The sequence below is a fragment of the Oenococcus oeni DSM 20252 = AWRIB129 genome, assembly GCF_000372485.1.
GTDB classification, from domain to species: domain Bacteria; phylum Bacillota; class Bacilli; order Lactobacillales; family Lactobacillaceae; genus Oenococcus; species Oenococcus oeni.
This window is the reverse complement of record NZ_AQVA01000008.1, coordinates 61,200-85,569: the sequence shown is the minus strand read 5'-3', so window position 1 is coordinate 85,569 and position 24,370 is coordinate 61,200. Positions and strand designations below refer to the sequence as shown.

Annotated in this window: 23 protein-coding genes and 6 tRNA genes; 5 read left to right on the top strand and 24 right to left on the bottom strand. The window is 39.0% G+C overall.

All coding sequences use genetic code 11. The features are described from left to right. Nucleotides 1-4 precede the first annotated feature (4 nt). From A3G9_RS0106590 to A3G9_RS0106560, 7 genes are all read right to left on the bottom strand, one after another. Nucleotides 5-78: transfer RNA gene (locus A3G9_RS0106590), tRNA-Pro, on the bottom strand. Between the two features lie 64 nt (nucleotides 79-142). Further along, nucleotides 143-216: transfer RNA gene (locus tag A3G9_RS0106585), tRNA-Arg, on the bottom strand. Nucleotides 217-282: 66 nt separating this feature from the next. Beyond that, nucleotides 283-366 (bottom strand) — tRNA-Leu (locus A3G9_RS0106580). Nucleotides 367-387: 21 nt separating this feature from the next. Further along, a tRNA-Gly gene (locus tag A3G9_RS0106575) sits at nucleotides 388-459 on the bottom strand. A gap of 20 nt (nucleotides 460-479) precedes the next feature. Continuing rightward, nucleotides 480-552: transfer RNA gene (locus A3G9_RS0106570), tRNA-Thr, on the bottom strand. 38 nt (nucleotides 553-590) lie between these two features. Next, nucleotides 591-663, bottom strand: a tRNA-Val gene (locus tag A3G9_RS0106565). 92 nt (nucleotides 664-755) lie between these two features. Beyond that, nucleotides 756-1,151 (bottom strand): CvfD/Ygs/GSP13 family RNA-binding post-transcriptional regulator, encoded by a 396-nt coding sequence (locus A3G9_RS0106560; protein ID WP_002819093.1) that lies wholly within the window; start codon nucleotides 1,149-1,151, stop codon nucleotides 756-758. A 59-nt stretch (nucleotides 1,152-1,210) separates the two neighbouring features. Between A3G9_RS0106560 and A3G9_RS0106555 the strand changes: the two genes are divergently transcribed. Then, entirely contained in the window at nucleotides 1,211-1,858 is a 648-nt protein-coding gene (locus tag A3G9_RS0106555) for a VTT domain-containing protein (protein ID WP_002821540.1), read from the top strand. Here the strand turns inward: A3G9_RS0106555 and rpoZ are convergent. Both rpoZ and gmk read right to left on the bottom strand, forming a co-directional pair. Then, nucleotides 1,855-2,178 (bottom strand): DNA-directed RNA polymerase subunit omega, encoded by a 324-nt coding sequence (gene rpoZ / locus A3G9_RS0106550; protein WP_002816998.1) that lies wholly within the window; start codon nucleotides 2,176-2,178, stop codon nucleotides 1,855-1,857. The genes A3G9_RS0106555 and rpoZ overlap by 4 nt on opposite strands. 1 nt (nucleotide 2,179) lies before the next feature. Continuing rightward, nucleotides 2,180-2,791 (bottom strand): guanylate kinase, encoded by a 612-nt coding sequence (gene gmk / locus A3G9_RS0106545; protein ID WP_002820308.1) that lies wholly within the window; start codon nucleotides 2,789-2,791, stop codon nucleotides 2,180-2,182. Nucleotides 2,792-2,968: 177 nt separating this feature from the next. Between gmk and A3G9_RS0106540 the strand changes: the two genes are divergently transcribed. Next, nucleotides 2,969-3,283 (top strand): hypothetical protein, encoded by a 315-nt coding sequence (locus tag A3G9_RS0106540; RefSeq protein WP_002816997.1) that lies wholly within the window; start codon nucleotides 2,969-2,971, stop codon nucleotides 3,281-3,283. 15 nt (nucleotides 3,284-3,298) lie between these two features. Here the strand turns inward: A3G9_RS0106540 and recN are convergent, their stop codons facing one another. Genes recN through A3G9_RS0106495 form a run of 9 tightly spaced genes read right to left on the bottom strand, consistent with a single transcriptional unit; the run spans nucleotide 3,299 to nucleotide 10,231 of the window. After that, nucleotides 3,299-4,954, bottom strand: a complete 1,656-nt coding sequence (gene recN / locus A3G9_RS0106535; protein ID WP_002819097.1) for a DNA repair protein RecN — start codon at nucleotides 4,952-4,954, stop codon at nucleotides 3,299-3,301. A gap of 38 nt (nucleotides 4,955-4,992) precedes the next feature. Beyond that, nucleotides 4,993-5,808, bottom strand: a complete 816-nt coding sequence (locus A3G9_RS0106530; RefSeq protein WP_002821539.1) for a TlyA family RNA methyltransferase — start codon at nucleotides 5,806-5,808, stop codon at nucleotides 4,993-4,995. Then, nucleotides 5,805-6,632 (bottom strand): polyprenyl synthetase family protein, encoded by an 828-nt coding sequence (locus A3G9_RS0106525; protein ID WP_002819100.1) that lies wholly within the window; start codon nucleotides 6,630-6,632, stop codon nucleotides 5,805-5,807. The genes A3G9_RS0106530 and A3G9_RS0106525 overlap by 4 nt, the downstream gene beginning before the upstream one ends. Then, complete coding sequence (xseB, locus tag A3G9_RS0106520) at nucleotides 6,622-6,852, bottom strand: exodeoxyribonuclease VII small subunit (protein ID WP_002819101.1); 231 nt, start codon at nucleotides 6,850-6,852, stop codon at nucleotides 6,622-6,624. The genes A3G9_RS0106525 and xseB overlap by 11 nt, the downstream gene beginning before the upstream one ends. After that, complete coding sequence (xseA, locus tag A3G9_RS0106515; protein ID WP_002819102.1) at nucleotides 6,836-8,050, bottom strand: exodeoxyribonuclease VII large subunit; 1,215 nt, start codon at nucleotides 8,048-8,050, stop codon at nucleotides 6,836-6,838. The genes xseB and xseA overlap by 17 nt, the downstream gene beginning before the upstream one ends. A 6-nt stretch (nucleotides 8,051-8,056) precedes the next feature. Further along, nucleotides 8,057-8,449 (bottom strand): transcription antitermination factor NusB, encoded by a 393-nt coding sequence (gene nusB, locus A3G9_RS0106510; RefSeq protein WP_002816992.1) that lies wholly within the window; start codon nucleotides 8,447-8,449, stop codon nucleotides 8,057-8,059. 4 nt (nucleotides 8,450-8,453) lie between these two features. Beyond that, nucleotides 8,454-9,029, bottom strand: coding sequence for an Asp23/Gls24 family envelope stress response protein (locus A3G9_RS0106505; protein ID WP_002819104.1), 576 nt, complete (start codon nucleotides 9,027-9,029; stop codon nucleotides 8,454-8,456). Further along, nucleotides 9,029-9,592, bottom strand: a complete 564-nt coding sequence (efp, locus tag A3G9_RS0106500; RefSeq protein WP_002819105.1) for an elongation factor P — start codon at nucleotides 9,590-9,592, stop codon at nucleotides 9,029-9,031. The genes A3G9_RS0106505 and efp overlap by 1 nt, the downstream gene beginning before the upstream one ends. A gap of 42 nt (nucleotides 9,593-9,634) precedes the next feature. Continuing rightward, nucleotides 9,635-10,231 (bottom strand): LOG family protein, encoded by a 597-nt coding sequence (locus A3G9_RS0106495; protein WP_002819107.1) that lies wholly within the window; start codon nucleotides 10,229-10,231, stop codon nucleotides 9,635-9,637. A 110-nt stretch (nucleotides 10,232-10,341) separates the two neighbouring features. On the opposite strand from A3G9_RS0106495, the gene rnjA reads away from it, so the two are divergent. Continuing rightward, the gene (gene rnjA, locus A3G9_RS0106490; RefSeq protein ID WP_018025269.1) at nucleotides 10,342-12,063 is read left to right on the top strand and encodes a ribonuclease J1; all 1,722 of its coding nucleotides are present in this window, start codon (nucleotides 10,342-10,344) and stop codon (nucleotides 12,061-12,063) included. Between the two features lie 31 nt (nucleotides 12,064-12,094). On the opposite strand, the gene A3G9_RS0106485 is transcribed toward rnjA, so the two are convergent. Together A3G9_RS0106485 and A3G9_RS0106480 are read right to left on the bottom strand one after the other, a co-directional pair. Then, nucleotides 12,095-13,024, bottom strand: coding sequence for an ADP-ribosylglycohydrolase family protein (locus tag A3G9_RS0106485; RefSeq protein ID WP_002819109.1), 930 nt, complete (start codon nucleotides 13,022-13,024; stop codon nucleotides 12,095-12,097). 25 nt (nucleotides 13,025-13,049) lie between these two features. Next, entirely contained in the window at nucleotides 13,050-15,131 is a 2,082-nt protein-coding gene (locus A3G9_RS0106480; RefSeq protein ID WP_002821538.1) for a peptidoglycan D,D-transpeptidase FtsI family protein, read from the bottom strand. A gap of 57 nt (nucleotides 15,132-15,188) precedes the next feature. On the opposite strand from A3G9_RS0106480, the gene A3G9_RS0106475 reads away from it, so the two are divergent. After that, nucleotides 15,189-17,831, top strand: coding sequence for a YfhO family protein (locus A3G9_RS0106475; protein WP_002816984.1), 2,643 nt, complete (start codon nucleotides 15,189-15,191; stop codon nucleotides 17,829-17,831). An 83-nt stretch (nucleotides 17,832-17,914) separates the two neighbouring features. After that, nucleotides 17,915-18,403, top strand: a complete 489-nt coding sequence (greA, locus tag A3G9_RS0106470) for a transcription elongation factor GreA (protein WP_002819112.1) — start codon at nucleotides 17,915-17,917, stop codon at nucleotides 18,401-18,403. 29 nt (nucleotides 18,404-18,432) lie between these two features. Here greA and A3G9_RS0106465 read toward each other — a convergent pair whose 3' ends face one another. The 4 genes from A3G9_RS0106465 to A3G9_RS0106450 all read right to left on the bottom strand — a co-directional run bounded on the left by A3G9_RS0106465 (nucleotide 18,433) and on the right by A3G9_RS0106450 (nucleotide 24,229). Further along, nucleotides 18,433-19,308, bottom strand: a complete 876-nt coding sequence (locus tag A3G9_RS0106465; RefSeq protein ID WP_002821537.1) for a glycoside hydrolase family 73 protein — start codon at nucleotides 19,306-19,308, stop codon at nucleotides 18,433-18,435. Between the two features lie 71 nt (nucleotides 19,309-19,379). Continuing rightward, nucleotides 19,380-22,076 (bottom strand): bifunctional acetaldehyde-CoA/alcohol dehydrogenase, encoded by a 2,697-nt coding sequence (gene adhE / locus A3G9_RS0106460; protein ID WP_002819114.1) that lies wholly within the window; start codon nucleotides 22,074-22,076, stop codon nucleotides 19,380-19,382. A gap of 161 nt (nucleotides 22,077-22,237) precedes the next feature. Beyond that, entirely contained in the window at nucleotides 22,238-23,431 is a 1,194-nt protein-coding gene (locus A3G9_RS0106455; RefSeq protein WP_002821536.1) for an acetate/propionate family kinase, read from the bottom strand. Nucleotides 23,432-23,437: 6 nt separating this feature from the next. After that, nucleotides 23,438-24,229 (bottom strand): class I SAM-dependent methyltransferase, encoded by a 792-nt coding sequence (locus A3G9_RS0106450; protein WP_002821535.1) that lies wholly within the window; start codon nucleotides 24,227-24,229, stop codon nucleotides 23,438-23,440. Nucleotides 24,230-24,370: the final 141 nt, after the last annotated feature.

The window sequence follows — 24,370 nt, the reverse complement described above, 5'->3', positions numbered from 1 at the left end:
CCAATCGGGACAACTGGATTCGAACCAGCGACCCCCTGGTCCCAAACCAGGTGCTCTACCAAACTGAGCTATGTCCCGAGTCAAACTACTCAGTACACAAACAATCACTTGTTAGTACTCAGACGGTCAATTACTTGACCCATGCACCATGTAGGAGTCGAACCTACAACCTCCTGATTCGTAGTCAGACGCTCTATCCAATTGCGCTAATGGTGCAAATTACTGCTAACTTACCATGTTTACACAACGTGGATCAGTTGGCTGTTTGCTTTTAAACAAACATGCCGGCGCCCGGGATCGAACCGGGACGGTATCACTACCGCAGGATTTTAAGTCCTGTGCGTCTGCCTATTCCGCCACGCCGGCAGCAGCCACGATAAGTGGCAAAGCGAACGGCGGGACTCGAACCCGTGACCCCCACCATGGCAAGGTGATGTTCTACCACTGAACTACGTTCGCATATTTTTGAGGAAGCCCTCTGCCGACTAGAGGGTTCGAACCTCCGACCCCCGCTTTACAAGAGCGGTGCTCTGCCAACTGAGCTAAGTCGGCGACGAAATTGTTTCTTGGAAATGATTTCTCATTCCCAATGGACGCTACAGGGATCGAACCTGTGACCTCCTGCTTGTAAGGCAGATGCTCTCCCAGCTGAGCTAAGCGTCCATTTTTCGAAATCGCTTTGAACAACACGCGACTAAAATATAGTACATAATATTCCAACAAACGTCAACAACTTTTGCGAAAAAAACTCAAAATTATTTTTTATTTCCCCGAATTCGGCCTAAAGCTTCGCTTTTGCTAGCCTCGATTGTCTCTGCGATTGGCTTAAAACCGGCCTTTACCCTTGTCGCTGTCCAAAAATGCTTGTAAATATTACGATTTTCTCCAGGTTTTGGATTTGCATGAACTTTTGGAATCGATAATTGACGAAAACTCAAACTAATTTTTTTACTATAGTTGTCGATATCAAGGATAATTGCCTCGACCGGCTGCCCTATATGAAATTCTTCCGGTAAATTATCAATCCGACCGTTTTTGCATTCCGAAATATGAACCAAACCCTGTGTCTTCGAATCAAGTTGCACAAAAACACCGTAATTTTGAATTCCGGAAACAGTTCCAGTTACTCTTTGGCCAATTTTATAGTCCATATTTCCATTATATGTGTTTTTAGATCAGCTATCGTAAACGACTGATATACTTAATCGGTATGCAATTTCTAATCGACTTTTTCCTTCACATCGACACTCATTTGGCTAATTTTGTTAATACTTTTGGCATCTGGAGTTATGTTTTCATTTTTTTTATTGTTTTGATAGAGACCGGTGCGGTTGTGTTGCCTTTTTTGCCCGGAGATTCGCTCCTGTTCGCCGCCGGAGCGTTGTCGGCGAACAATGACAACATCTTGAATGTTTGGGCTCTATGGGTCGGTTTTTTCCTTATTTCGTTAATTGGCGATTCTATGAATTATTTCATCGGCCAAACAGTTGGGAAAAAATTATTAAATACAAGAATCGGTCATTTTATCAAACCAGAACAAATCAGGGAAACCGAAAAATTTTACGAAAAACATGGTGCGGCTGCTATCATCCTAGCCCGCTACATGCCGATCATTAGAACTTTCGCTCCCTTCGTTGCTGCTGGATCCGGTTTTCCATATTCGCGCTTTCTCAAATATTCCTTAATTGGAACTTTTTCCTGGTCAACAATAGCCGTCTGGTGCGGATTCTTTTTTGGCAATATTACCTTCGTTCACGAGCACTTTACACTGATTATTCTGGCAATTATTGTTGTGACATTTTTGCCGGCTTTAATCGCTTTTTTAAAAACCCATAAAACAAAAAAAGCGAAGAATTAATCTTCGCTTTTATCTTTATTAACCGGATCAATCTGAACGTTACCGGCGTTAATTTCTTCTAAAGCTCTTCCGATAGGCTTAACCGACTTATAATTATCCAAAGTCGGACCGACTAAAGTTTCCAATTGAGCGGCAATTTCTTGAATTTGTTTCTTGTCGCGATCAGTTGGTTTTTCTTCACGTTTTAATTTTAATAATTCATCTTTCAAACGTGGTAATTCTTCTAATTCTTTAGCACGTTTCGATGCCAAAGCGATTAATTTATAACGAGAATCGACTTTATTTAATAATTCGTCGACTGACGGATACATTAGGCTCATCTTAACCCTCCAATATTTTTATATAGCTGTTAGCCAGACGCTTAGCTTTTAATCTTTCGGCTCCGATAATTGTCTGAACCTTTTTAACTGCCTTATCCACTTTATCATTTACAACCGCATAATCATAGTTGGTCATCATTAAAATCTCTTGACGAGCTGTTTTTAAGCGTTCATCGATAACCTTATCGGACTCTGTTCCGCGGAGTTCCAAGCGATTCCTTAATTGCATTAAATCAGGTGGCAGGAGGAAGATCAAAATGGCATCAGGAACTTTGGCACGAACCTGCATTGCACCATTAACCTCGATTTCCATGAAAACATCGTTACCCTGCTGGCGCTGCTCGTCTATCCATGTCTTGGGCGTACCATAATATTGATCGACGTATTGGGCGTATTCAAGCATTTGCCCCTCATTAATCATCTGCTCGAATTTTTGTTTGCTGACAAAGAAATAATCTTTACCATCAACCTCGTTCCTGCGTGCTTCTCTAGTAGTTGCCGAAATTGAATAAAGCAACTCATGCGGATTTCTTTTAAATAAAGCTTTTCTAACCGTCCCCTTGCCAACACCGGATGGTCCGGAAAGCAAAAACAACATTCCTCGTTCATTCATGCCAACTAGTTTAACACTACAAAAGGTCTTAAATTTACCAATTCTTAAATATCATTTTAAAAGGATTTTTATCTCTTCTTGCATATTACAAATGTCAGAAAGTCACTTTCCGTTCGTAAAACTGTTTGCTATTTCGAACAAGCGTTCGTATATTAAATGGTGTTGAGAGAATAAAAAATGCAAAACGCAATCGTAAACAATCAAATACATCGTGTTAAGTCTTTTAAAAAAATCCTGATTAACATTAAGACAGCTTTACCGATTGAAAAGAAGGAACAGTTGGATGCGGAAACGATTATTGATCGCTTGAATTTAGCCTTAAGTTTTGACAAACCGGTTAAACTGCAGATAAATTGCGAGATCAATTCAGATAAAGTTGCTAATTTCACGGGAAAATTGCTACAAAGCAACAAGGGATCTCTTCTAATCCAAACCAATAACGATCTTAAAAAGATTAATCCAACAGAAATACGTTTTCTAAAATTAATTTAAATAAGCGTTAATTGCTTATTTTTTTTGTTCCAATAACTGCTTTGCGTTTGCTTTTGCCTGATCGGTAATTCGTTCCCCGGAGAGCATATTCGCAATTGCAAGTATCCTTTCTTCATGACTCAGTTGTGCAATTTTCGTACTTGTTCGACCCTTTTCAACTGCTTTTTCGATTTGAAGCTGATGATCGGCTGCCGAAGCAACCTGAGGAAGATGCGAAATAGAAATAACCTGGCAATTGGTAGAAATTGTCCTCATTTTTTTGGCAACCGCGACGGCCGCTCGTCCGGAAACACCCGTATCAACTTCATCAAAAATAATTGTTGGAATCGACATAGCCTTGGAGAAGACATTTGTGAGTGCTAAAAGAATTCGTGAGATCTCACCGCCGGATGCAATCTGGTTTAAAGGCAAGCTCGCTTCACCGGGATTGGTTTGAATCCAAAAATCAACTTCATCAAAACCGCTTGCAAACAATTTTTTAGTCTGATTAATATGAATTTCAAATACGGCCTCGCCTAAAAGTAGGTCTGATAGATTTCCGTGAATTTCTTTTTCAAGCCGTTCCGCTGTCTGCAGACGAATTTGATGCAATTGTTCTGCCAAAGCAATTAATTCCTTGCGAAGGCTTTCAAACCTCGTGCGTTGCGTCTGACGTTCCCGATCATAATTGCTTAAATCTTTAATCTCCTTTTGAATATTTTGGAAATAAAGGATTAAATCATCATTCGTTCGATGATATTTTCTTTCTGCTGCCTTGAGTTCGGTAATTCTGTCGGTAACTTTTTCGGCTTCCTGATCATCAAAACTCAAATCGTCGAGATTATTTCTTAGATCACGGGCCAATTCCTGTAAATTGAGATAACTTGATTCGATTGTCGAAGCAGCTGACGAATAATTATTATCGATTTCACTCAATTTTTTTAGATTATCATTCGCTTCATCCAATAAAGTCAAGGCATTAACATTCTGTGGATTATCAAGATCATTGATAGCTGAATTTAATAATTGATATATTTTCTCAAAGTTTTTAATTTTTTTATCTTCTTCAACCAGCTGGTCGAGTTCGTGTGGTTGGAGATTTAAATCCGATAATTCTTTAACTTCAAATTGAAGAAAATCAAGTCGGTTTTGTCGATCTTTTTCGTCTTTTTGTTTTTTGATAAGAATATTTTTTAACCTGGAGTAATCATCAAATTTACTTTGATAATCATCAAGAAGATCTTGGAAATCATGATTGGCGAAACTGTCGACCAGACCAGCCTGCAGGTGATTATCAAGTAGTTCCTGATTATCGAATTGTGCAGATATTTTTACAAGCCGGCTACCGATCTGAGTCAACTGTTTGAGCGTGAGGATAATTCCATTTGCGGAAATCAAATTACGACCGGTTCGATTAATTTCACGACGAATCACCAACTGCCGGTCTTTTTCGATTCCAAAATCTTCCAAACTTTTTTTTGGATAATCAAAGACGCCCTGAATAACGGCTTTCTTTTCTCCTTTACGGATCATTGAACTGTAAGAACGTTCTCCTACCAATAAGCTCAGAGCATCAATAATAATCGATTTTCCAGCTCCCGTCTCACCGGTCATAACGGTTAAGCCCTTGTCAAAATCAATTTGAGCGTCATTAATTATGGCGAAGTTTTTAATTGATAAATTATTTAGCATCTGTATGAATTGTACGAAATTTCTTGGCTTTCTGTAATCTACTTCTGATAACTATTAAAAATAAAATCTTTAATCGAATCAGGCAATAAGCCTGAATCAAACTTATGCGTGCCCTTTTTTAGGTAAAGCAAAAATTCATGATTACCATCACCGCCTTTAATCGGTGAATCAGTGAAGCCTGCCAAAGTAAAACCCAAATCATCAATAAGCAATTTCAATTTTTCAAAAGCTGCAAAAACAGAAGTTGTCTTCTTAACAATTCCTTTTTTTCCAACGTTTAACTTGCCAACTTCAAATTGTGGTTTGAATAAAGCTACTACTTCACTCTCTTCAGACAAAATCGGATATAAAGAAGGTAAAATCATTTTCAGTGAAATAAAAGAAACATCGATCACGGCGCGTGTCGACAAAGGATTTAAAAAATCAGCTACCTTGGCATAACGAAAGTTGTATCCTTCCATATTCTTTACCCGATCATCCTGTCGCAAACGCCCGATTAATTGATCGTGGCCGACATCGACAGCATAAACAAATTTGGCTCCTTTGCGTAAAGAAAGGTCAGTGAAGCCACTGGTCGAAGCGCCAATGTCAATTACGATTTGTTTATTCAAATCAAAATGAAAATACTCGACTGCCTTTTCCAGCTTCAAAGCACCTCGCGAGGCAAAATCACTAACTGGTTCGGTTAAATGAAAAAGTGTCTCCCTTTCTACAGCGAAACTGGATTTGTTGAAAATTTTATTGCTTGTATCTGCTACAACGCCCTTCTTAATCGCCCGTTGAGCCTGAGTACGACTTTTAAAAAGGCCCTTTTCAACCAAATATTGATCTAAACGGATGGGAAAATTATTCATATTCTATCCAATAAATCAAGTAAAACTGTATTTTGAAAATCCGGAATTTCTTTAATTGCGTTAGCAGAAATTTTTAAATGTTCTTCCAATTCCGTCTGACTTTTCTGAACACCAATAAGTCTTGGAAAACTTTTTTTGTTTTCTTCCTCATCCTGTTTTATATCTCTCAAATCATCTTTTATTTGAAAAGCAATTCCAAGATTTGCACCATAAATATTTAAAGCACGCAGTTTATCATCCGACAATCCGGCTAAAATACCACCAGCAGTTGCCGCATAAGTCATTAAAGCACCGGTTTTCATTAAGTGGATAAATTCCAAATCATCGATCGATTCAACTTTATCCTGAGAAAATAAATCATATTGCTGTCCGCGAACCATGTTATCAGGTCCAGCTGCCAAAGCGAGATTATATATTAATCTTAGACGAATAGACTCGGGTAATGAAAGATTGGATATTTTTTTAAAAGCCTCTGTCAGTAAGCCATCCCCAACCAAAACAGCATTCCCAACCCCAAATTTTTTCCAAGTGCTGGACTGATTGCGACGTTTGGTATCGTCATCCATTTCCGGTAAATCATCATGAACCAATGAATAGGCATGCACAAACTCAACAGCCGTCGCCGCCTCAATTGTGCTGTCATTAATTACATTTCCAGCAGCTGCAAAAGTTGCCAAGGTTAAAAGTGGCCGTAAACGTTTGCCGGTTGAATTCAAAGCGTACGTAATCATCCTGAAAATATCATCATCACGATCAGCAAAATAATTACTTAAATCATTATTAATTTCCGGAAGGTAACGATTTGAAAAATCTTTAAACTTCATCCTGGTCACCCTTTCTCTGCGAATCCAAATTCAGTTGACTCAGATTTTCGTCAATTTTCTTTTGAGCATCATCAAGATATTTTTTTAATGATGAAGAAATTTTTACACCTTGTTCAAAATTCTTCAGTGCTTCGTCGATTGGAAGGTCGCCATTCTCCAATTTAGAGACGATTTGTTTTAAATCCTTCATATTTTTCTCAAAATCAAATTCTTCTGTCATCACTAATCTCCTTGATCTCTGCCAATGCGGATCCCTTTGCAAATAGTATCTTAATATGATCTTTTTCTTTTAACTGCTGAGCATTTTTAATTAGCCGATCCCCTTTGAAAGTCAATGAAAAACCACGATCAAGAACTTTCAACGGACTTAAGGCATCAAGTTTGGCAGTTAAATTAGCAAATTGTTGTATGTTTTTTTGAAACTCTCCAGCAAAAGAATTAGCAAGTCGTAAATTTAAATTTTGAAGTTTTTGTTCGTGATTAAAAAAAACCTGATCAAATGATTTCAAAGCCGGTGAATTTGCCAAATATTCAAAACGATTCAGGTTTTTTTGCAATAATTGTTTGATATCAACCGACATTAAAGCCGTCAATTGGTCAAGATTATTTCGATAATCCAATATTGCCGGTGTTACTTTATTAGCTGCCGCTGTGGGCGTTTCGACTCGATAATCAGCTGCCAAATCAGTTAAAGTAACATCAGTTTCATGACCAATCGAACTAATAACCGGTTTAGACAAGCTGGAAAGCAAACGAACCAACTGCTCGTCATTAAAGGGCCATAGATCAAGCATTGAACCACCACCGCGAGCAATAATAATTGCATCTGCATCGGATTGATCAGCTTTTTTAACTGCGGAAACAAGTTCTTTAACGGCACTATCTCCCTGAACCGAGGATTCGAATAATTCGATTTTTAAATTAGGATTACGATGACCGATAGTCGAACTGATATCATGAATAACCGCTCCTGTTTTAGAGGTAATAACGGCTATTTTTTTTGGAAAATAATTCAGCTCCTTTGTCGGCCTGTTGAAAATGCCCTCTTTTGTTAATTTATTTTTAAGTTCTGCCAGTTTTAAATACAGTTCGCCAAGGCCAGCCGGCTGCATTGAAAAAATAAAAAGCGAAGCGTAAGCTCGTTTGCCATAAAGACGAACGTCGGCAACCAAATTAACTTTATCTCCGGATTTGAAATCAAAAGGAAAACCGCGGAGAATAGTTGGTGAAACATAAGCGCGAATCGAGGATTCATCTTCGTCTCGAAGCTCGAAATATGCCGAGCCGCTGGAAATTTTGTAACCAAAAATTTCGCCAGTCAGTGAAACCTGTTTTAAATAAGGATCATGTACAAATTTAGCCGACAAATAGCGGTTTAGGGTTCCAACAGTTAAAAAATTGCTTTCTACTTCGTCCATAGTCAATTAAGAAACGAAATGTGCCAAAACTCCATTAACAAATTTCCCATCACTCTCATCACCAAAATTTTTTGCCAATTCGGTGGCCTGATCCAAAGAAACTTTTTTTGGAATATCAATCCGGCTTGTTAATTCAAAAAGACCAATCTGCATAGCAATATCGGCAGTTTTCGAAATACGTTCAAGTGACCAATTATCCTTTAGATAAGGTTTGTATTTTTCCTCTAACTCTTTATGTACTGCAAAAACACCATCAACCAATTCGTTAAAATAGTCGTCAATAGTATTTTGCTTAAACAAGACTTTTTTAAGTAAAGCCTTGTCTTGATCCGAATTTATTTCCAAAGCAAAAATCGCTTGGAAACTTAATTCTCTAATTTGTTGACGTGATAAACTCAAAATTTTAATTATCTTTCAGTGTATTTTTCTTAGGATCTGTTTTTTTGCTGCTCTTTGCAGTGGAAGTTCTGCTGCTCTTACGGGAACTCGTCCTTTTTTTAGCAGCCGGTTGTTTTTTAACAGTTGTTTTACTTTTTGCTTGATCTTTCTTTTCTTCGAATAAATTATTTGGATCAATTTCCGGTTTCACATCTTTATCGTGTATCAAGCTCGAAACAACCACATCGACATCGGAAACAGTCAAATCAGTCGCCGCCGAAATAGCCGACTTAACGGAGTTCTGAATCGCCAAAGCAGTTTTAGGAATATTAACACCATAAGTGAATATTGCGTAAACAGTAAACAAAAGATTTCCATCTTCATCTTGTTTCACAACCACACCCTTGGTCTGTTTATATTTTTTTGTAAAGAAAAATCCGGAAAAACGTTCTCTGGTCTGAGCCTGTAAACCGATCACGCCATCAATTTCTTTAGCAGCAATCGAGGCGATGGTTTCCAGAGTCGAGGAAGATATCTTTGTTTCGCCATCTAATTTACTGCCACCTAAAACAAAATATTTTGCTTCCTGAGCTTTTGTCATTAAGCACGCTCCTTATACGAGCCACCGTCAGAAGTATTGACAACCAATTTATCGCCGGCATTGACAAAATCCGGAACAGTAATAACCAGTCCCGTCTCCATTGTCGCTGGTTTGCCTCCACCGTTAACAGTTGCGCCTTTGATCGAGGGCTGAGTATCGGTAACCGACAATTCAACAGTAGCAGGCAGCTCGACATCTAAAATTTCATCCTTGTACGAAGTAACTTTAACCTGCATATTTTCCAGCAGAAACTTCAAAGAGTCTTTAATTTTATCTCCAGGTATTTCGACTTGATCATAGGTCTCAACATCCATGAATACATAACTGTCACCATTCGCGTATAAATATTGCATCGGGCGAGTAGTGATATCAGCTGCTTCCATACGCTCGCCGGCACGGAAAGTGATTTCGTTAACAGCGCCGGTTCGCAAGTTTTTCAGCTTGGAACGAACAAAAGCGCCGCCTTTACCAGGCTTGACGTGCTGAAAAGACAGTATGCGCCAGATTGCTTTGTTATATTCAATGGTTAAACCGTTTTTAAAATTCGATGTATCAATAGCCATATTTTTCTCACTTTCTACTTAACTGTAATATTTTATCATTGCTTAGACAAAATTGGCAGGATTTTGAAACTCGGAAGGAAACTCGAAATTATCAAAATATTCAAAAATATCGTCAATACTTCGCCCGCGGTAAACATATTTCATATCAAAAGGCGGAACAAAATCCTTACTGACGGCCTCCTCTATCCATTGCCACAACGTATCGTAGAAACCGTTAATGTTAAACAAAGCCAGAGGCTTTTCATGGAGATCGATTTTCGCCCAACTAATTGTCTGGGCAATTTCTTCCAAGGTACCAAATCCGCCCGGCAGTGCAATGAAAGCATCGGACTGATCAATCATTAACTGTTTGCGGGTATTCATATCGGGAGTTTGAACTAATTCGGTTATTTGGTCGGCATCGATCGAAGTCTCAGCCAGATTCGAGGGGGTAATTCCCAATACGCGGCCGCCGTTTTCCATAACCGACATTGCGACAATTCCCATCAAGCCATCTTTGCCGCCTCCGTACACCAAACGATAATTATTTTCGGCTAAATATTTTCCCAACTCGGTAGCTTTGTTGGAGAACATTTTTTCGTTTCCGAATTCTGCTCCCATAAAAACGCCGACCGATTTAATTTGTCCACTGCTTGTCATGATTTTATGTTAACCCGATGAAACTTTTTTTTGCTATACTGGTTGATACCTACTAGTTCATTTTTTGGACTATTCGTGACAAAATATTTTTGATAAAAAGGAATTTGTAAATGTCAGAAAAGGAACAAAGCGTAAATACTTTTGCGCATGAAGTTAAACTTGAGAATAATGAAGTTGGAGTGATGGCCCTCGGAGGCTTGGGCGAAATCGGGAAAAATACCTATGCTATCCAGTACCAAGACGAAATTGTCGTAATTGATGCCGGTATCATGTTTCCCGAAGATGATCTGTTGGGAGTTGATTATGTGATTCCCGATTATACCTATTTAGTTCAAAACATTGAAAAGGTTAAGGCCTTGGTGATTACCCATGGACACGAAGATCATATTGGTGCAATTTCCTACTTTTTGCGGGCCGTTAACGTGCCTGTCTATGCCCCACCGTTTGCGCTGGCTTTAATTAAAGGAAAACTCGAAGAACACAACTTATTAAAGAAAACCGAACTCCACGAAATAAAGCCAGATTCTTTTTTGGATTTTGGCAAGCTATCGGTAGAATTCTTTCAAACGACCCACTCGATCCCCGATACAGTTGGTGTTGCTGTTCATACGCCTAAAGGAACTATTGTCGAAACCGGTGATTTTAAATTTGATCTGACTCCGGTTACCAACCAGTATCCTGATATGTTGAAAATGGCAAAAATCGGCCGAGAAGGCGTTCTGCTGTTAATGTCCGATTCGACTAACGCCGAACGGCCGGAATTTACGAAGTCCGAAGCTTGGGTTCAAAAATCGATAGAAAGAATCTTCGATCGGATCACGAAAGGCAGAATTATATTTGCGACTTTCGCTTCCAATCTAAGCCGTGTCAAGATGGCAATGGATTCAGCTGTCAGACACGGACGCAAAATCGCTGTCTTTGGTCGATCAATGGAAACAGCTGTCAATAATGGCCGTGATTTGGGTTATTTGAATATTTCCGATGAATTCTTGCTAGAACCCAGTGATCTAAAAAATACTCCACCCGATGAAACCCTGATCCTTTCAACGGGTTCTCAAGGCGAGCCAATGGCCGCTTTGGCTAGAATTGCCAACGGGACCCATAAACAAATAAAGTTGCAACCGAATGACACAGTCGTTTTCTCTTCAAATCCAATTCCCGGGAATACTGCTTCGGTTAATAAAGTAATCAACGAACTTGAAGAAGGCGGTGCAAATGTTATTTATGGTCCACTAAACAATATTCATACTTCCGGTCATGGTGGACAAGAAGAACAAAAAATTATGCTCGAACTGATGAAGCCAAAATTCTTCATGCCGATTCACGGAGAATATCGAATGTTAAAGATTCATAGTGGCTTGGCCCAATCGACCGGTGTTCCCAGCGACCACATTTTCATTATGGATAACGGTGACGTTCTGGCCTTGGATGGCGAACATGCTCATCCAGCCGGTCATTTCTCATCGGAAGATATTTATGTCGACGGTGGTGGAATCGGAGACGTTGGGAATGCAGTTCTTCATGAAAGACANAAACTTTCTCAAGACGGCTTGGTAATTGTCACAGCAACAATCAATATGCAGACCAAAGAGATTCTTTCCGGGCCGGACCTTCTTAGCCGAGGATTTGTATATATGCGGGAATCCGTTGATCTAATCAACGATGGCCGTCGAGTTGCCTTTGGAACAATTAGAAAAGCGATGATGTCGTCCAACGCCGACGAAGGGTCGATCAGGCAAGCGGTAATCGATGAATTAAGCCACTATCTTTACAAGAAAACGGCCCGTAAACCAATCGTTATACCGGTATTGATTCAAGTTAAATCTAATTAAAAAACAGTTCTTAACTTTAAGAACTGTTTTTTTATGTTTCTGTATGAAAACGATTTGAACGATTGGCAAGTCGCAAAATTGAATTCATTTCCGCCTTTTTATCAATCTGTTCAATTAAGCGCTCATCAAGATTACCGCGGTCAATTAATCCGTATATTCCATAAATGAAAGCCAAAATGGTTTGTCGCTGTCTGGAAAAAGATTTAATAGTTAGTCTCAAGGCATCATTTAGGTTATCAGTTGAAAAAAGGACCCAATAAACGTTTTCCAGAGTATGAATAGAATTTCCATCATGAGTTAGCTGATCGGCCCTTAAATCGGACATATCGGGCATATTCATTGGTGCAAAACTAATTAAATCAGGTTGAAAAATGGAACGCCGTGAATAATACTCATAAGTTATCGCAATTGAATTTTCGAGCGCGTGATGAAGCGATTCCCTACCAAGTATTTGGGATATTAAAAAGGAGACCATTCCAGAAGACATCATTGCCGAAGGATAGTTATGGGTCAAAGAAACCATATCATGAATTCTACCCATTGATTTTTCGTCATTGATAAAGGCCGAACCAATTCTGGAAGTTTCATAAAAAGCGATTGGCATAGCTCTTATCAAAACATTTTCATCATTCTCGACAGGATCGGTCGAACCAATTAAATCGAGATCGCGAGTTAATTCAAAATTAATGATTGACTGAATTTCCGTTTCAAAACGATCCGTTTGAATATCATCGGTCATCGAAAATTGGCCATTTCGCCACCATTCGGCAAAATTATGCATTACGTTCGCTCGCGAATATCCAAGCGAAATTGCACGAACTATCGCAAAAGTCAATCCAGTTGTTGGTGTCCAAAGAAATTCAAAGTCAGCCTCATCAAGATCGTTGTTTTCTCTTAAAGCCCATTTTGTGTTGCGTTTGCTTAAATTACCAAGCGCATCTCCAATAGCAATTCCGTACAACAACCTCCCGATTGTCGATAATCTTTTAGTCATTAGGTTTAGGCATTACATCTTTCCAGAAAGCATTATAGATAGCAGCAGCAGCTTTTTCAACGGCTCCGAAACTATCTACTTTATCTCCAACATAGGCAATCGCAATTGCGAATGGAGCATATGGGGAATACATAATCAAGGTATCGTTCTGAGTCTGCTGACCATCGACAAAGGATTCGGCAGTTCCGGTTTTCGCGGCTACTTTAGGACTTAGTTCGTGCATCAGAGTACCACCGGTATTATATTGACTGCTTCCGTTGGCAACATCCCACATTCCGGTTTTAATAACATTCCATTGTGCGCTGTTCATTTTTACATAGCCTTGAATCGTCGGACTCACTTCACTGGCGACCGACGATCTAACTCCGTTCTTGCCCGATTTCAAGACAGAAGCAACGACCTTCGGCTGTACCAAATATCCTCCATTGGCAATAGTACTTACAAAGCGAGCCATTTGAATAACCGAATAGGTATCGTATTGGCCAAAAGCTTCATCGATGAATGAGCTGGCCAAGGATCCGGTAATCGATCCTTTATAGCCCGCTGTTTCGCCTGGAAGGTCAATTCCAGTTCTACTGCCGAGTCCGAATTCGCCAAAGCCATTACGCATTTTCTGCCATATATTCGAACTAACGTTTAGGCTCATCCCCGATACATATGGCGTGCCGTTCATTTTTAAAGCCAGCTGGATCATATAAGTATTGGAAGAATCTTCGAGGGCTTGTTCGGCAGTCAGAGGAATTTTAACGCCAGTCGGATTAAAGTCGGAGTGTTTCTCGGCTGTACCGGCCAGCTTGATGATCTGATCATCCTGAGTGGAACTGGTCGGAGTAATGACACCAGCCTGCAAAGCCATCGACACCATCGCCGGTTTGACAGCAGAACCCATAACAATCGGATCCTGAATTGCTGCCAGATCATTTTGGGTCAGCTTACCAGTCTTAACGTTCCGATCCCAACCGGCCATTGCATAAACCCCACCGGTTTTCGGATTCATAACAGCGGCATAGCCACCGGTCGTCAAATCAGTGCCCATGTATTTCTTGAGTGCTGCAGAAACATCGCTTTGGAATTTGGAGTTAATCGTCAACTGCAGATTTTTTCCTGCCGTACCCGATTGTGTTACTTTGCTGCTAACAATTTTATTTTGAGAATTGGTTGTAATCTGAGTTTTTTTGCTAATTCCACGAAGAGTCTGTTCATACTCCTTTTCAATTCCGGAAATACCGACACTGTCGGTTCTTGAATAGCCTTCAGCAAGATATGTGCTTAAACTGCTGGCCGGAAGCCCACTTGACGAACCAGATAATGATCCAAGCAAAGTCTTGGAACTACTTCCTTGCGGATAATATCTCGTCCATCCTTGATTAATCCTGATACCGGAAAATTGACTCAGGCGTTCGCCGATTTCAGAAATTTCTTTGGTTGTTACACCCGTCGATTTAAGAGTAGTCGTAGATAAACTCGTTGTCTGAGCCATCTTATTGTAGATAGCAGCAGCATTTTTTTGCGAACTGCTTAATTCTAATTTGTTTTTCTTTAAATATTTGACCTCAAGCTTATATAAAGCGGAACTGGTCAGTTTGTTCACTGCGCTGTTGGAAAGTCCCAATTTTTTAATAGTTTCTTTACTGTGCTTGGAGCTGGTCAAATAATAGTCGATTTCCTGCGTTTCGGTTAAAGCACTGGTATCGATCGTTAAATACTTTGAAAGACGCGTCGCGCTTTTATAAATCTCGGCACTAGTGATCGACGGCAAACGCTCAAAACTGATTGAAGGAATCGACTTGTTTCCTGCCAACACTTTTCCGGTAGAATCGTAAATAACCCCTCGAGGAGCCTCTGTCGTCTCGACAGTAGCTTCGGTTTGGTTAACGATCGTCGAGTAACTCTTCCCGGAAATGATTGTCAGCATTCCTAATTTGATAATCAAAAGCAAAAGCAGAAAGCCGCTTAAGCCAAGCAAAACGTTCAAACGAACGGGAATAGTCGAGTTATTGTTTTTATCCGAATGAGAATCTTTTTTATTGAAATTTTCTAATTTTGGTTTTTTAATCACTTTTTTAAGTTCCAAATAAGTAGCAGTTTTATTGTATCATCGTAAGTATCATCGTAAGATAAGTTATAGTCAATGCTTGAAAAAATTCGAAAAATTATCTTAAATCACTATTTCCTCAGTTTTGCTCTGCCGGCATTAATAATGCTTTTTTACTTTTATTATCGAAAAATGGCTCCTTTCGGCAATAGTTCGATTCTAACAGTCGATCTGGGTCAACAATACGTAGATATGTTCTCCGGTATGCGCGAAACAATTTTGCATCAGCCGAATCAGCTTTTTTACAGTTTTGCAAAAAATTTTGGTGGTGAAATGTTTTCCGAGTGGTCCTATTATCTTTTTAGTCCACTAAATCTCTTACTGCTTTTTTTTAATCAAGCCAATCTTCCGAGCGGAATATTATTTTTGACAGTTGTTCGTTTCGGCCTTGCCGGGCTTTCTATGCAATATTTGCTGGTAAGAAGAAATTTTACCGGCAAAGAAATGGGTTTGCTTATATCCAGTTCTTATGCTCTGTCGGGCTGGTTTGTCGCTAATCAGGTAAATCTGTTGTGGCAGGACCAAATAATCTTGTTACCGTTAATCATTTATGCTGCGATCAAATTAATTAACGAGCAAAAATATTTGCCTTTTGTTTTAATCTTCGCTTTTTCAATTATCGATAATTTTTATATTGCCTACATGATCGGTATCTTTTTACCAATGTTTGCTATTTGGCAGATTAGCCGATATTATTCAAAATTTCTAAACCAATCGTTAATATTTCTTCGATTTTTGTCATCGATGCTGCTATCGGTTTTAATTTCTTCGGTCGTTTTGATTCCGACTGCTTTTCAACTCATACAGGGAAAAGGCCAGGATACGATTGCAAGCATAGATTGGGGTTTCATTCAAAAACCTTATTTGGTAATTTTGAAATTAATTCCCGGATCATTCAACTTCAGTCAGATGAAAACAGGACTTGCCAATATCTTTGTACCTTTCATAATAATTATTGGTTTAATCACCTATTTTTCAATCAAACAAGAAAAAATATCCACGAAAATTATCAGTGGACTAATCATCGCTTTATACAGCTTGAGTTTTGTTTGGCAACCGCTAAATATTTTATTCCATATGATGCAATATCCGGTTTGGTATCCATATCGCTATAGTTTCATTTTTAGTTTTTTTATTCTTCTACTGGCAGCCATCGGCCTTGAAAAAAGCAAACATGCAAATTTTCCCAGTTTCGTCCTAAGTCTGCTCTTAATAGCTGTAATCAGCAGCGTCGCGGTCTTCTTCAACAAGAAAATAAATTTCGTAAATTCTCAGCAGGTTCGTTTGTTCATCTTTCTTTCTGTTTCGGCTCTTTTGGTTTACATGGTTCGTAGTTATATGAAGCATGATGTTTGGGCCTACTTTCTTTTACTGATTGGTTTAACGAGCTCAGCCCTAAATGCTTATATATCGACAAACAACTTTAGTTATTTAACAAACAGCGAATATCAAAGGACCGTAAAAGCATTACAACAATCAACAAGTGATTTATCAAAAAAAGGTTTTTATCGAGTTGGTCAGACATTTTCCAGAACCCGGGGCGATGCTTTTGCCACCGGATACAACGGAGGTATGCATTTTTCCTCGACCGTCGATAAAACAACACCAGAGTTATTTGGTGCCTTTGGTCAAGTGGCAAATGATTACTATACTTCCTACTCATTTGGAACAGTTTTGACAGACGCAATTTTTGATATGAAATATTTTATTTCTCCAGTCTATGGCGGATCCAATGCAGCCGGTTCTCCTAAGGCAATGGCGAACTCTTATCGTCCAGATCTGACCAACTACAGACTTTTGCAAAGTAGAAACCAAGTCATGACGATTAAAAATAAAAATGCACTGCCGATAATTTTTCCGACTTCCAGCAAAGTTTTAAAAAGTAAAATCATTCCGGAAAATCCTATTCTTACTTCCAACTCGCTTTGGGAAGGAATAACCGGTACAAAAAATTTGGTCCAAAGCAACGTTCCCTTTAGTTACAGTACCGAAAATATAAAAACTCTGATTAGTCTTAATGGCCAAACCGCTCAAAAAATTAATTCAGGTCAAGATGCAGTGATCAACATCAGTTTCAAACCAAATACAAATGGTTCCTACTATTTGACACTTCCGGTCTCATTTGCAAATAATGCTACCTGGATTACGGTTAATGGAGAAACAATCCCACAATACGCAAATCGTGAGAACGTTGTCGCCTTAAACGTTGCTAATCACGATAAGAACCTTCAAATAACAATCGGGATTCATTTAAATTATTCCGAGCTTTTCCTAAACGATTTGGAATTATATTCGATTAATGATTCAAAACTTGCCAAATCAGCAAATAAGGTTCAAAAAACCGGAATAAAAAACTTGAAATTCAATCAAACCAGTTTTACCGGTGAAGTGGACGTTAAAAAGAATCAAAAGATTCTCATGACAACGATTCCGGCGGCACCGGGTTGGAAAATCAAAATAGATGGAAAAAACACTCCTGTAAAAACAATTGACAATTATTTTATTGGCGCAAAAATCAAGCAAGGCAGGCACAAAGTTCAAATATATTATCAGGAACCTTACTTGGGAGTCGCTTCGGCTATTACATTGATAAGCATATTGCTAGTAACACTAATCGAAATTAATAAAAGAAAAAAGTTCTTCACTATTTCAAAAATACTGAAAAATAATAAGAAATAAGTCACTTAAACATAGTGCTTGACAGTTACTTAACACGTGTTATGCTAGTTTTGCTGTAAATTTTGAAAGGATACAGGATATATATGGCAGAAGAAAAAACATATCCAATGACCGCTGAAGGTCTTGCCAAGCTTCAAGCAGAACTTGATGATCTTATTACAAATAAGCGCCCGGCAATTACAAGTAGAATACAAGAAGCTCGTTCTTTTGGAGATTTATCTGAAAATTCGGAATACCAATCGGCTAAAGATGAACAAGCATTTGTCGAGGGCAGAGTAAAACAGCTTCAGCAAATGATTCAATTCGCCCAGGTTATCGATGCATCCAGTGCTTCAAAGAACGTCGTCACGCTTGGAAAGAAAATTTCTTTTAAAGAAGTTCCGGATGGAGATGAAGAAACCTATACGATTGTTGGTTCAGCCGAATCCGATCCTCTATCAGGAAAAATATCAAACGACTCGCCAATGGGAAAAGCACTTTTGGACCACAAAACAGGCGATAAAGTTGAAATTCCACTTCCTGAAAATCATTCGGTGACAGTTGAAATACTTCATGTAAGTAAAGCTAAATAACAAAAACCCAGGTTAATTAACCTGGGTTTTTAATTATCGTATTGATTCAATTTGTACGTTTTAATTAACGTAATAAGTTTATTAGCATAATCTGGATCGGTTGCATAACCATCTTTAACCAATGCTTTAGCAGCAGCTGAATAATCGCCGGCTGCCAGAACATCTTTAAATTGTGTTGAATTTGTCTCAGTACCGTTAGCAATGAATTTAGCATGCGCCAGCATACTATCATGCCAATTACTGTAAACAGCAAATTTATCTTTTTCCGTTACCCATTTCCCGTTAACATACTCTTTGGTCTCCAACTGAATACTTTTTTGACTGCCCTGAGCTTTAATTCCGTAGTAATTATTATATTTCGAAGCCAAAGTGCTTGTGCCCCAATCAGATTCCAAAATTGTTTGAGCAAGATCGATCGAAGCCAAGACCTTGTATTTCTTTTGCAATTCCTGAGCATATTTAACGCGTTTTTTAATAAAAAGTTTGCGATAAACCTCGGTATTCGGTCCTTTAACTAAGCGTGAGTATATTTGGGGTATCGACTGGGATCTTTGCAGGTAATAAGTGCCTGCCTGTAATCCACTGCCGCCTTTGTCCAATGCGTACTTGGAAAAATCGAGCTCAGTTCTAACCAAACCGGCTTTTTTTAAATCCTTAGCCATATCTTGAACCGATGATCCGGTTTTTATTACAACAACCCGATAACTATTATCTTTTGAATCGATCGCAGAATATTCTTCCTGCAGTTGATTTTCCTGCATTTTACTATAAAAATTTGTTCCAAAAATAATAAGCAAAAATAAAATAATTAATACGATAATTATTCTTCTAAGTCGTCTGCTTTTTTGGCTTTTACTTCTTGTATTTTTTCTTCTCGTACCTGTTCTTTTTGTTTTTTTTTGCATGACAATTTAATCTTACTAGTTTTTCAAAGCAAAATAAAAAGAGATCCTGGTCAACAGGTATCCCTTTAAAATTAAAATTGGTCGATCAATAACTGCCTAATTTCAGCTAAATTCGGTTGTCGCGGATTTCCTGGCGTGCACTGGTCATCGTAAACAAGATCAACCAGTTGATCCAAAGAATGTTCAAAGCTCTTTTTATCGACTCCATTGCCGCTCAAAGTAATATCGACATCCAAGGCATCGGTTAATTCCTTGATTTTGGCGATAAGTTTTTCAACCAATTCGGCATCGTTCTTACCGCTGAGGCCAATATGGCGCGCAATATCGGCATAATCTTTTTGGGCTGTATAAACCTCATAACGAGGAAAAGGAGTCCGTTTGACGTTTCCGGTAACCGCATTAAATCGAATTACATGTGGCATCGCGATGCTGATTGCCAAACCATGAGGAAGACCGAACTCTCCACCGGTTTTATGGGCCAGTGAATGGTTTATGCCCAAGAAGGCGTTTCCGAAAGACATGCCGGCCAAAGTTGCAGCATAATGCATTTTTTCACGTGCCTCGGCGCCCCGATTAGTTGGGTGCTTTGGATCGTAATTATAGGAATCAACGATGTTTTCAAAAATCAGTTTGATTGCCTGTAAAGCCCACGGCCGTGTAAATTCAGAACTCATAACCGACACGTAGGATTCAAGCGAGTGAGATAAGGCGTCCAGTCCAGACCAAGCCAGGGTCCGTTTTGGTACAGTCATAACCAATTCAGGATCAACGATTGCAACTTGCGGAGTTAATTCATAATCGGCCAAAGGGTATTTAACGTGAGTTTCATCATCGGTGATAACCGAAAACGGTGTTACTTCCGAACCGGTACCCGAAGTTGTTGGAATAGCAACCAGTTGAGTCAAATTCTGATGTTCGAATTTAACAATCCGTTTCCGAATATCCATAAACTTTTGCTGCAATCCTTTAAACAATTCTTTAATATCGTCAATGTTTTCCAAAAAACCAATGTGGTCCGGTTCTTGAGAATATTCATAAAGAAAACGGGAAATCTTGGCAACATCCAAAGAGGAACCTCCTCCAAGAGCAATTACTGTATCCGGTTCGAACTCCTGCATTTGTTTTGCAATTTCAACAGCCTGACTCAAATAAGGATCCGGTTGAACAGAACTGTAAATACTTGTTTTAACCTGGTCGGGACGCAATTCGAATTGCTCAAGAATCCGATCGACGAATCCATATTTGACCAACGAATGATCGGTAATAACGAAAGCCCGATTGACGTTCGGTAATTCCTGCAGATAGGTAATGGCATTTTTCTCATAGTAGATATCTTTTGGAAGACGAACCCATTGAGGACGATTACGTCTGCGGGCAACCGTTTTGACATTCAACAAATCGTAAGTTGATAAATTATGTGACAATGAATTCTTCCCCCATGAACCAGTACCAAGCGTCATACTTGGACGCAATGCATCTGTATAAATATCGCCGACTCCACCTATTGAATCGGGCTGGTTAACCAAAATTCTAGATGCAGAAACTGCATCGGCATATTCTTTAACAAAGGGATCGTCTTGAGCGCCAATCTGGATTGCCGCATTATGACCAGCTCCTTGATAGTTCAAAAGTCTTTGAACAACTTTTATCGCTTCTTTACGATCAGCAGCTTTATAGACCGAAAGCAAGGGGCTAAGTTTTTCCGAGGAAAGTTTTTCGCCAATGTCGTCTTGATCCAACTCAAACAACAAAACATCTTTGCCCTTCGGCAAAGTAACACCGGCATGTTCAGCAATCCAACGGCCACTCATCCCGGCAACCGGACCATTAACTGCATGTTTATCGCTGAAAACAAAATCAGCGATCTTTTTGTAATCATCCTTCGGAACGAGATAAGTACCCTTTTCCTGCATTAATTTCATAAATTCGTCATAAACCGAAGCTTCGATAACTGCGGAATTCTCTGTAGCGCAAATCATTCCATTATCAAAACGTTTTGATAGCAACAAGTCTTCTGCCGCTCGACGAACACGAGCCGTATGGTCAATGAAAACAGCTCCATTTCCTGCCCCAACACCCATTGAAGGGTTTCCCGATGTTAATGCGGCATGAACCATAGAAGGGCCTCCAGTAGCCAAAATTGAAGCTATTTCAGGATTTTGCATCAAAGCAGTCGTATTTTCCAAGGAAGGCGTTTCGATCCACTGAATGAAATCTTTCGGTGCTCCAGCTTTTCTAGCCGCCTGGTAAACAATTTTCGCAGCCGCTACAGACGATTTTTGTGCTTGCGGGTGAAAAGCAAAAATGATCGTATTACGTGTCTTAGCGGTTAACAATGATTTAAAAATCGTGGTAGACGTTGGATTTGTCGTTGGAACAATTCCGGCTAAAATCCCAAGTGGTGCAGCTAACTGAACTTTGCCAGTGATTGGGTCTTCATCAATTACGCCAACTGTTTTGTCATTTTTAATCGTGTTATATACAGATTCCGAGGCAAAACGATTTTTCGTATCTTTGTCTTCAACAACTCCTCTTCCAGTTTCATTTCGAGCAAAGTGTGCTAATTCCAAAGAATGTTCGGAACCAGCTAAAGCCATTGCGGCAACAATTTTGTCAACTTGTGATTGACTATATTGAGAGAATTCTAATAATGCCTGTCTTGATTTATCGACTAATTCTCCAATGTATTTTTTTGCTGTCTCCTTTTTGTCTTTAAGTTCGTCGGAAGTCAGTATCTTTTTAGTAATCTTCTTCGTTTCAACTGCCATAAGTTCTCCTTTGTAACAAGTCACATTTTAATTGTGAACTTATTAACAATAATAATCTAAAACTTCACAATCTGAATGTCAAGCAAATATTGTAAAAAAAATCACTATCTTTAGTTATTTTTTAAGAGCAAAGAAAAACCGCCAAGTTGGCGGTAGAATGATTACTTCATCAAATTTTGTACATCACGAGCAATTTCGAGTTCCTCATTGGTTGGAATTACATATGCAGCCATTTTGGAATCATCAGTTGTAATCTTTGTTTCGACTCCATGCTTATCATTTGCATCTTCATCGAGTTTAATGCCCAAGAAAGCCAGACGATCGATAATCATTTTCCTGATTGGAACCGAATTCTCTCCAATTCCGGCCGTGAAAACAAGCGCATCAGCTCCCTTTAATTCAAAATAATATTGACCGATATAATCAACTACACGACCGACAAACATATCAATAGCCAATTTAGCATGATCGTTAGTATCATAAACATCCAACAAATCACGCATATCACTTGAAATTGTTGACACACCCAGTAATCCGGATTTTTGGTTAAGAACATTTAGCATTTCCTGATCGGAAATATCTTCTTTTGCTTTAACGTAATCAATCAATGAGACGTCAACATCCCCTGAACGAGTCGCCATAACCAATCCGGCCAAAGGCGAAAATCCCATCGAGGTATCAAATGATCGACCATTCTTAATGGCCGTTACAGACGCTCCGGCTCCTAAATGCAAAGTAATCAGTTTAAGTTCTTCTAGGGGTTTCCCAATTAATTTAGCAGCCTGTTCGGAAACGTATTTATGGGAAGTTCCGTGAGCTCCATACCTACGAACACCGTATTTCGTATAGTACTCATAAGGAACCGCATACAAGTAATTCTCTTTCGGCATCGTTTGATGGAAAGCTGTATCAAATACGGCAACTTCGGTTGCATCGGGGATTATTTTGGAAAAAGCCCTGATGCCCATAGCGTTCGCAGGATTATGGAGTGGAGCGTAAGCAGCCAAACGTTCAATTTTATTCAGCACTTCATCGTTAATTAATACAGATTTATTGAACCATTCACCCCCGGCAACAACACGGTGGCCAATTCCTTTGATCTCATTAAAATTATTAACGATTCCAAACTTTTTAAATTGAGAAAGCATCAAGTTGATAGCATCCTCGTGATTTTTAAAAGCCTGACGGCTCTTATGTTTTTCGCCATTGAATTTAATCGTGACATTATCGTCTTGATCCAGGCTGCCACCGATTCTTTCAATCAGTCCTTCGGCGATAACACTCTCTTCGGGCATATTAAGCAATTTGAACTTCAATGAAGACGAGCCGGCATTTACCGATAAAATTTTTGTCATATTACCTCACAAATTTTCCTTTTTCCAGGTTTCAAGTTGAGAAACAAATTTGGAAAAATCTTCTTTATTTGAAAGCTCAGGGATTTGAGCAAGCAAAACCTGAGCCGTTACTTTTTCATTATCCACTTTTCGACGCAAAATTAGAAGACTGGAACGCATTTCCGAATGTTTGAAAAGCTTTGTCGGTAATTCAATAATTGCCAACAGGGCCATATTTTTGTTCTTTTTCAATATCTCGGCAAAAGAATTGGATTGAAGATCGGAATTATTAACCAACAAAATTGCTGATTCGCCTACTTTCAAATTGCTCGCTTTAAAAAAATGATTCATTTCGGCAGCAAAATCAATTCCCAAAATTCTGCTAACGACAATTTTTTCGTGATCCGAATCAGTGAAGTCGAACCGATAAATATTCGCCAGTTTTTTCAGACTGGCATCAATAATCTGATCGGCGGCCCTGCCGTAGATTGATTGACCAAAATGGCTCGCAAATTGGAAGATGAGATCCGGAAAAACAATTTCAGGATCGAATATTTCCTGTTTCGCCAATCCAAGTTTTTCTGTTACCAAGGCCATTAAGTCGCCGATAACTGGCGGAGTTATTCGATTAAAAATTTGTAGTCGATCTTCAAACCGTTGGGCAAAAAAAAGATTAAATCCATTAACCAATTCAGATTGGCTGAAATTCTTCAATTCAAGTTTCTCGGCCGCTTGAGCAATTGAATTAGGATCGTCAAGCTCTTTTGGAATATGATTATCGAGGATTTTTACCGCTTTAACTAAATTTTCTGGCTTCATACTTTTATCTTAGGGATTTTTGCCTTCTTCAACAAGCGAATTAATTCTCTTTTCATAATAATGATTAACGTTTTCCAAAGAAGCGATCTGGTTAGCATGAATCATGGCCAAACTCAAAGATATTCCGGTAAAAAGAAAAAT

Bases quoted from the DNA above. Each gene is read 5' to 3' on its own strand.
- adhE (WP_002819114.1), bottom strand. From the start codon at position 22,076: ATGGCAGTTGAAACGAAGAAGATTACTAAAAAGATACTGACTTCCGAC.
- A3G9_RS0106560 (WP_002819093.1), bottom strand. From the start codon at position 1,151: ATGGACTATAAAATTGGCCAAAGAGTAACTGGAACTGTTTCCGGAATT.
- xseA (WP_002819102.1), bottom strand. From the start codon at position 8,050: ATGGACGAAGTAGAAAGCAATTTTTTAACTGTTGGAACCCTAAACCGC.
- A3G9_RS0106555 (WP_002821540.1), top strand. From the start codon at position 1,211: ATGCAATTTCTAATCGACTTTTTCCTTCACATCGACACTCATTTGGCT.
- A3G9_RS0106540 (WP_002816997.1), top strand. From the start codon at position 2,969: ATGCAAAACGCAATCGTAAACAATCAAATACATCGTGTTAAGTCTTTT.
- A3G9_RS0106505 (WP_002819104.1), bottom strand. From the start codon at position 9,029: ATGACAAAAGCTCAGGAAGCAAAATATTTTGTTTTAGGTGGCAGTAAA.
- A3G9_RS0106450 (WP_002821535.1), bottom strand. From the start codon at position 24,229: ATGAAGCCAGAAAATTTAGTTAAAGCGGTAAAAATCCTCGATAATCAT.
- rpoZ (WP_002816998.1), bottom strand. From the start codon at position 2,178: ATGAGCCTAATGTATCCGTCAGTCGACGAATTATTAAATAAAGTCGAT.
- efp (WP_002819105.1), bottom strand. From the start codon at position 9,592: ATGGCTATTGATACATCGAATTTTAAAAACGGTTTAACCATTGAATAT.
- recN (WP_002819097.1), bottom strand. From the start codon at position 4,954: ATGCTAAATAATTTATCAATTAAAAACTTCGCCATAATTAATGACGCT.
- greA (WP_002819112.1), top strand. From the start codon at position 17,915: ATGGCAGAAGAAAAAACATATCCAATGACCGCTGAAGGTCTTGCCAAG.
- A3G9_RS0106525 (WP_002819100.1), bottom strand. From the start codon at position 6,632: ATGAAGTTTAAAGATTTTTCAAATCGTTACCTTCCGGAAATTAATAAT.
- A3G9_RS0106495 (WP_002819107.1), bottom strand. From the start codon at position 10,231: ATGACAAGCAGTGGACAAATTAAATCGGTCGGCGTTTTTATGGGAGCA.
- xseB (WP_002819101.1), bottom strand. From the start codon at position 6,852: ATGACAGAAGAATTTGATTTTGAGAAAAATATGAAGGATTTAAAACAA.
- A3G9_RS0106530 (WP_002821539.1), bottom strand. From the start codon at position 5,808: ATGAATAATTTTCCCATCCGTTTAGATCAATATTTGGTTGAAAAGGGC.
- A3G9_RS0106455 (WP_002821536.1), bottom strand. From the start codon at position 23,431: ATGACAAAAATTTTATCGGTAAATGCCGGCTCGTCTTCATTGAAGTTC.
- A3G9_RS0106475 (WP_002816984.1), top strand. From the start codon at position 15,189: ATGCTTGAAAAAATTCGAAAAATTATCTTAAATCACTATTTCCTCAGT.
- gmk (WP_002820308.1), bottom strand. From the start codon at position 2,791: ATGAATGAACGAGGAATGTTGTTTTTGCTTTCCGGACCATCCGGTGTT.
- A3G9_RS0106465 (WP_002821537.1), bottom strand. From the start codon at position 19,308: ATGCAAAAAAAAACAAAAAGAACAGGTACGAGAAGAAAAAATACAAGA.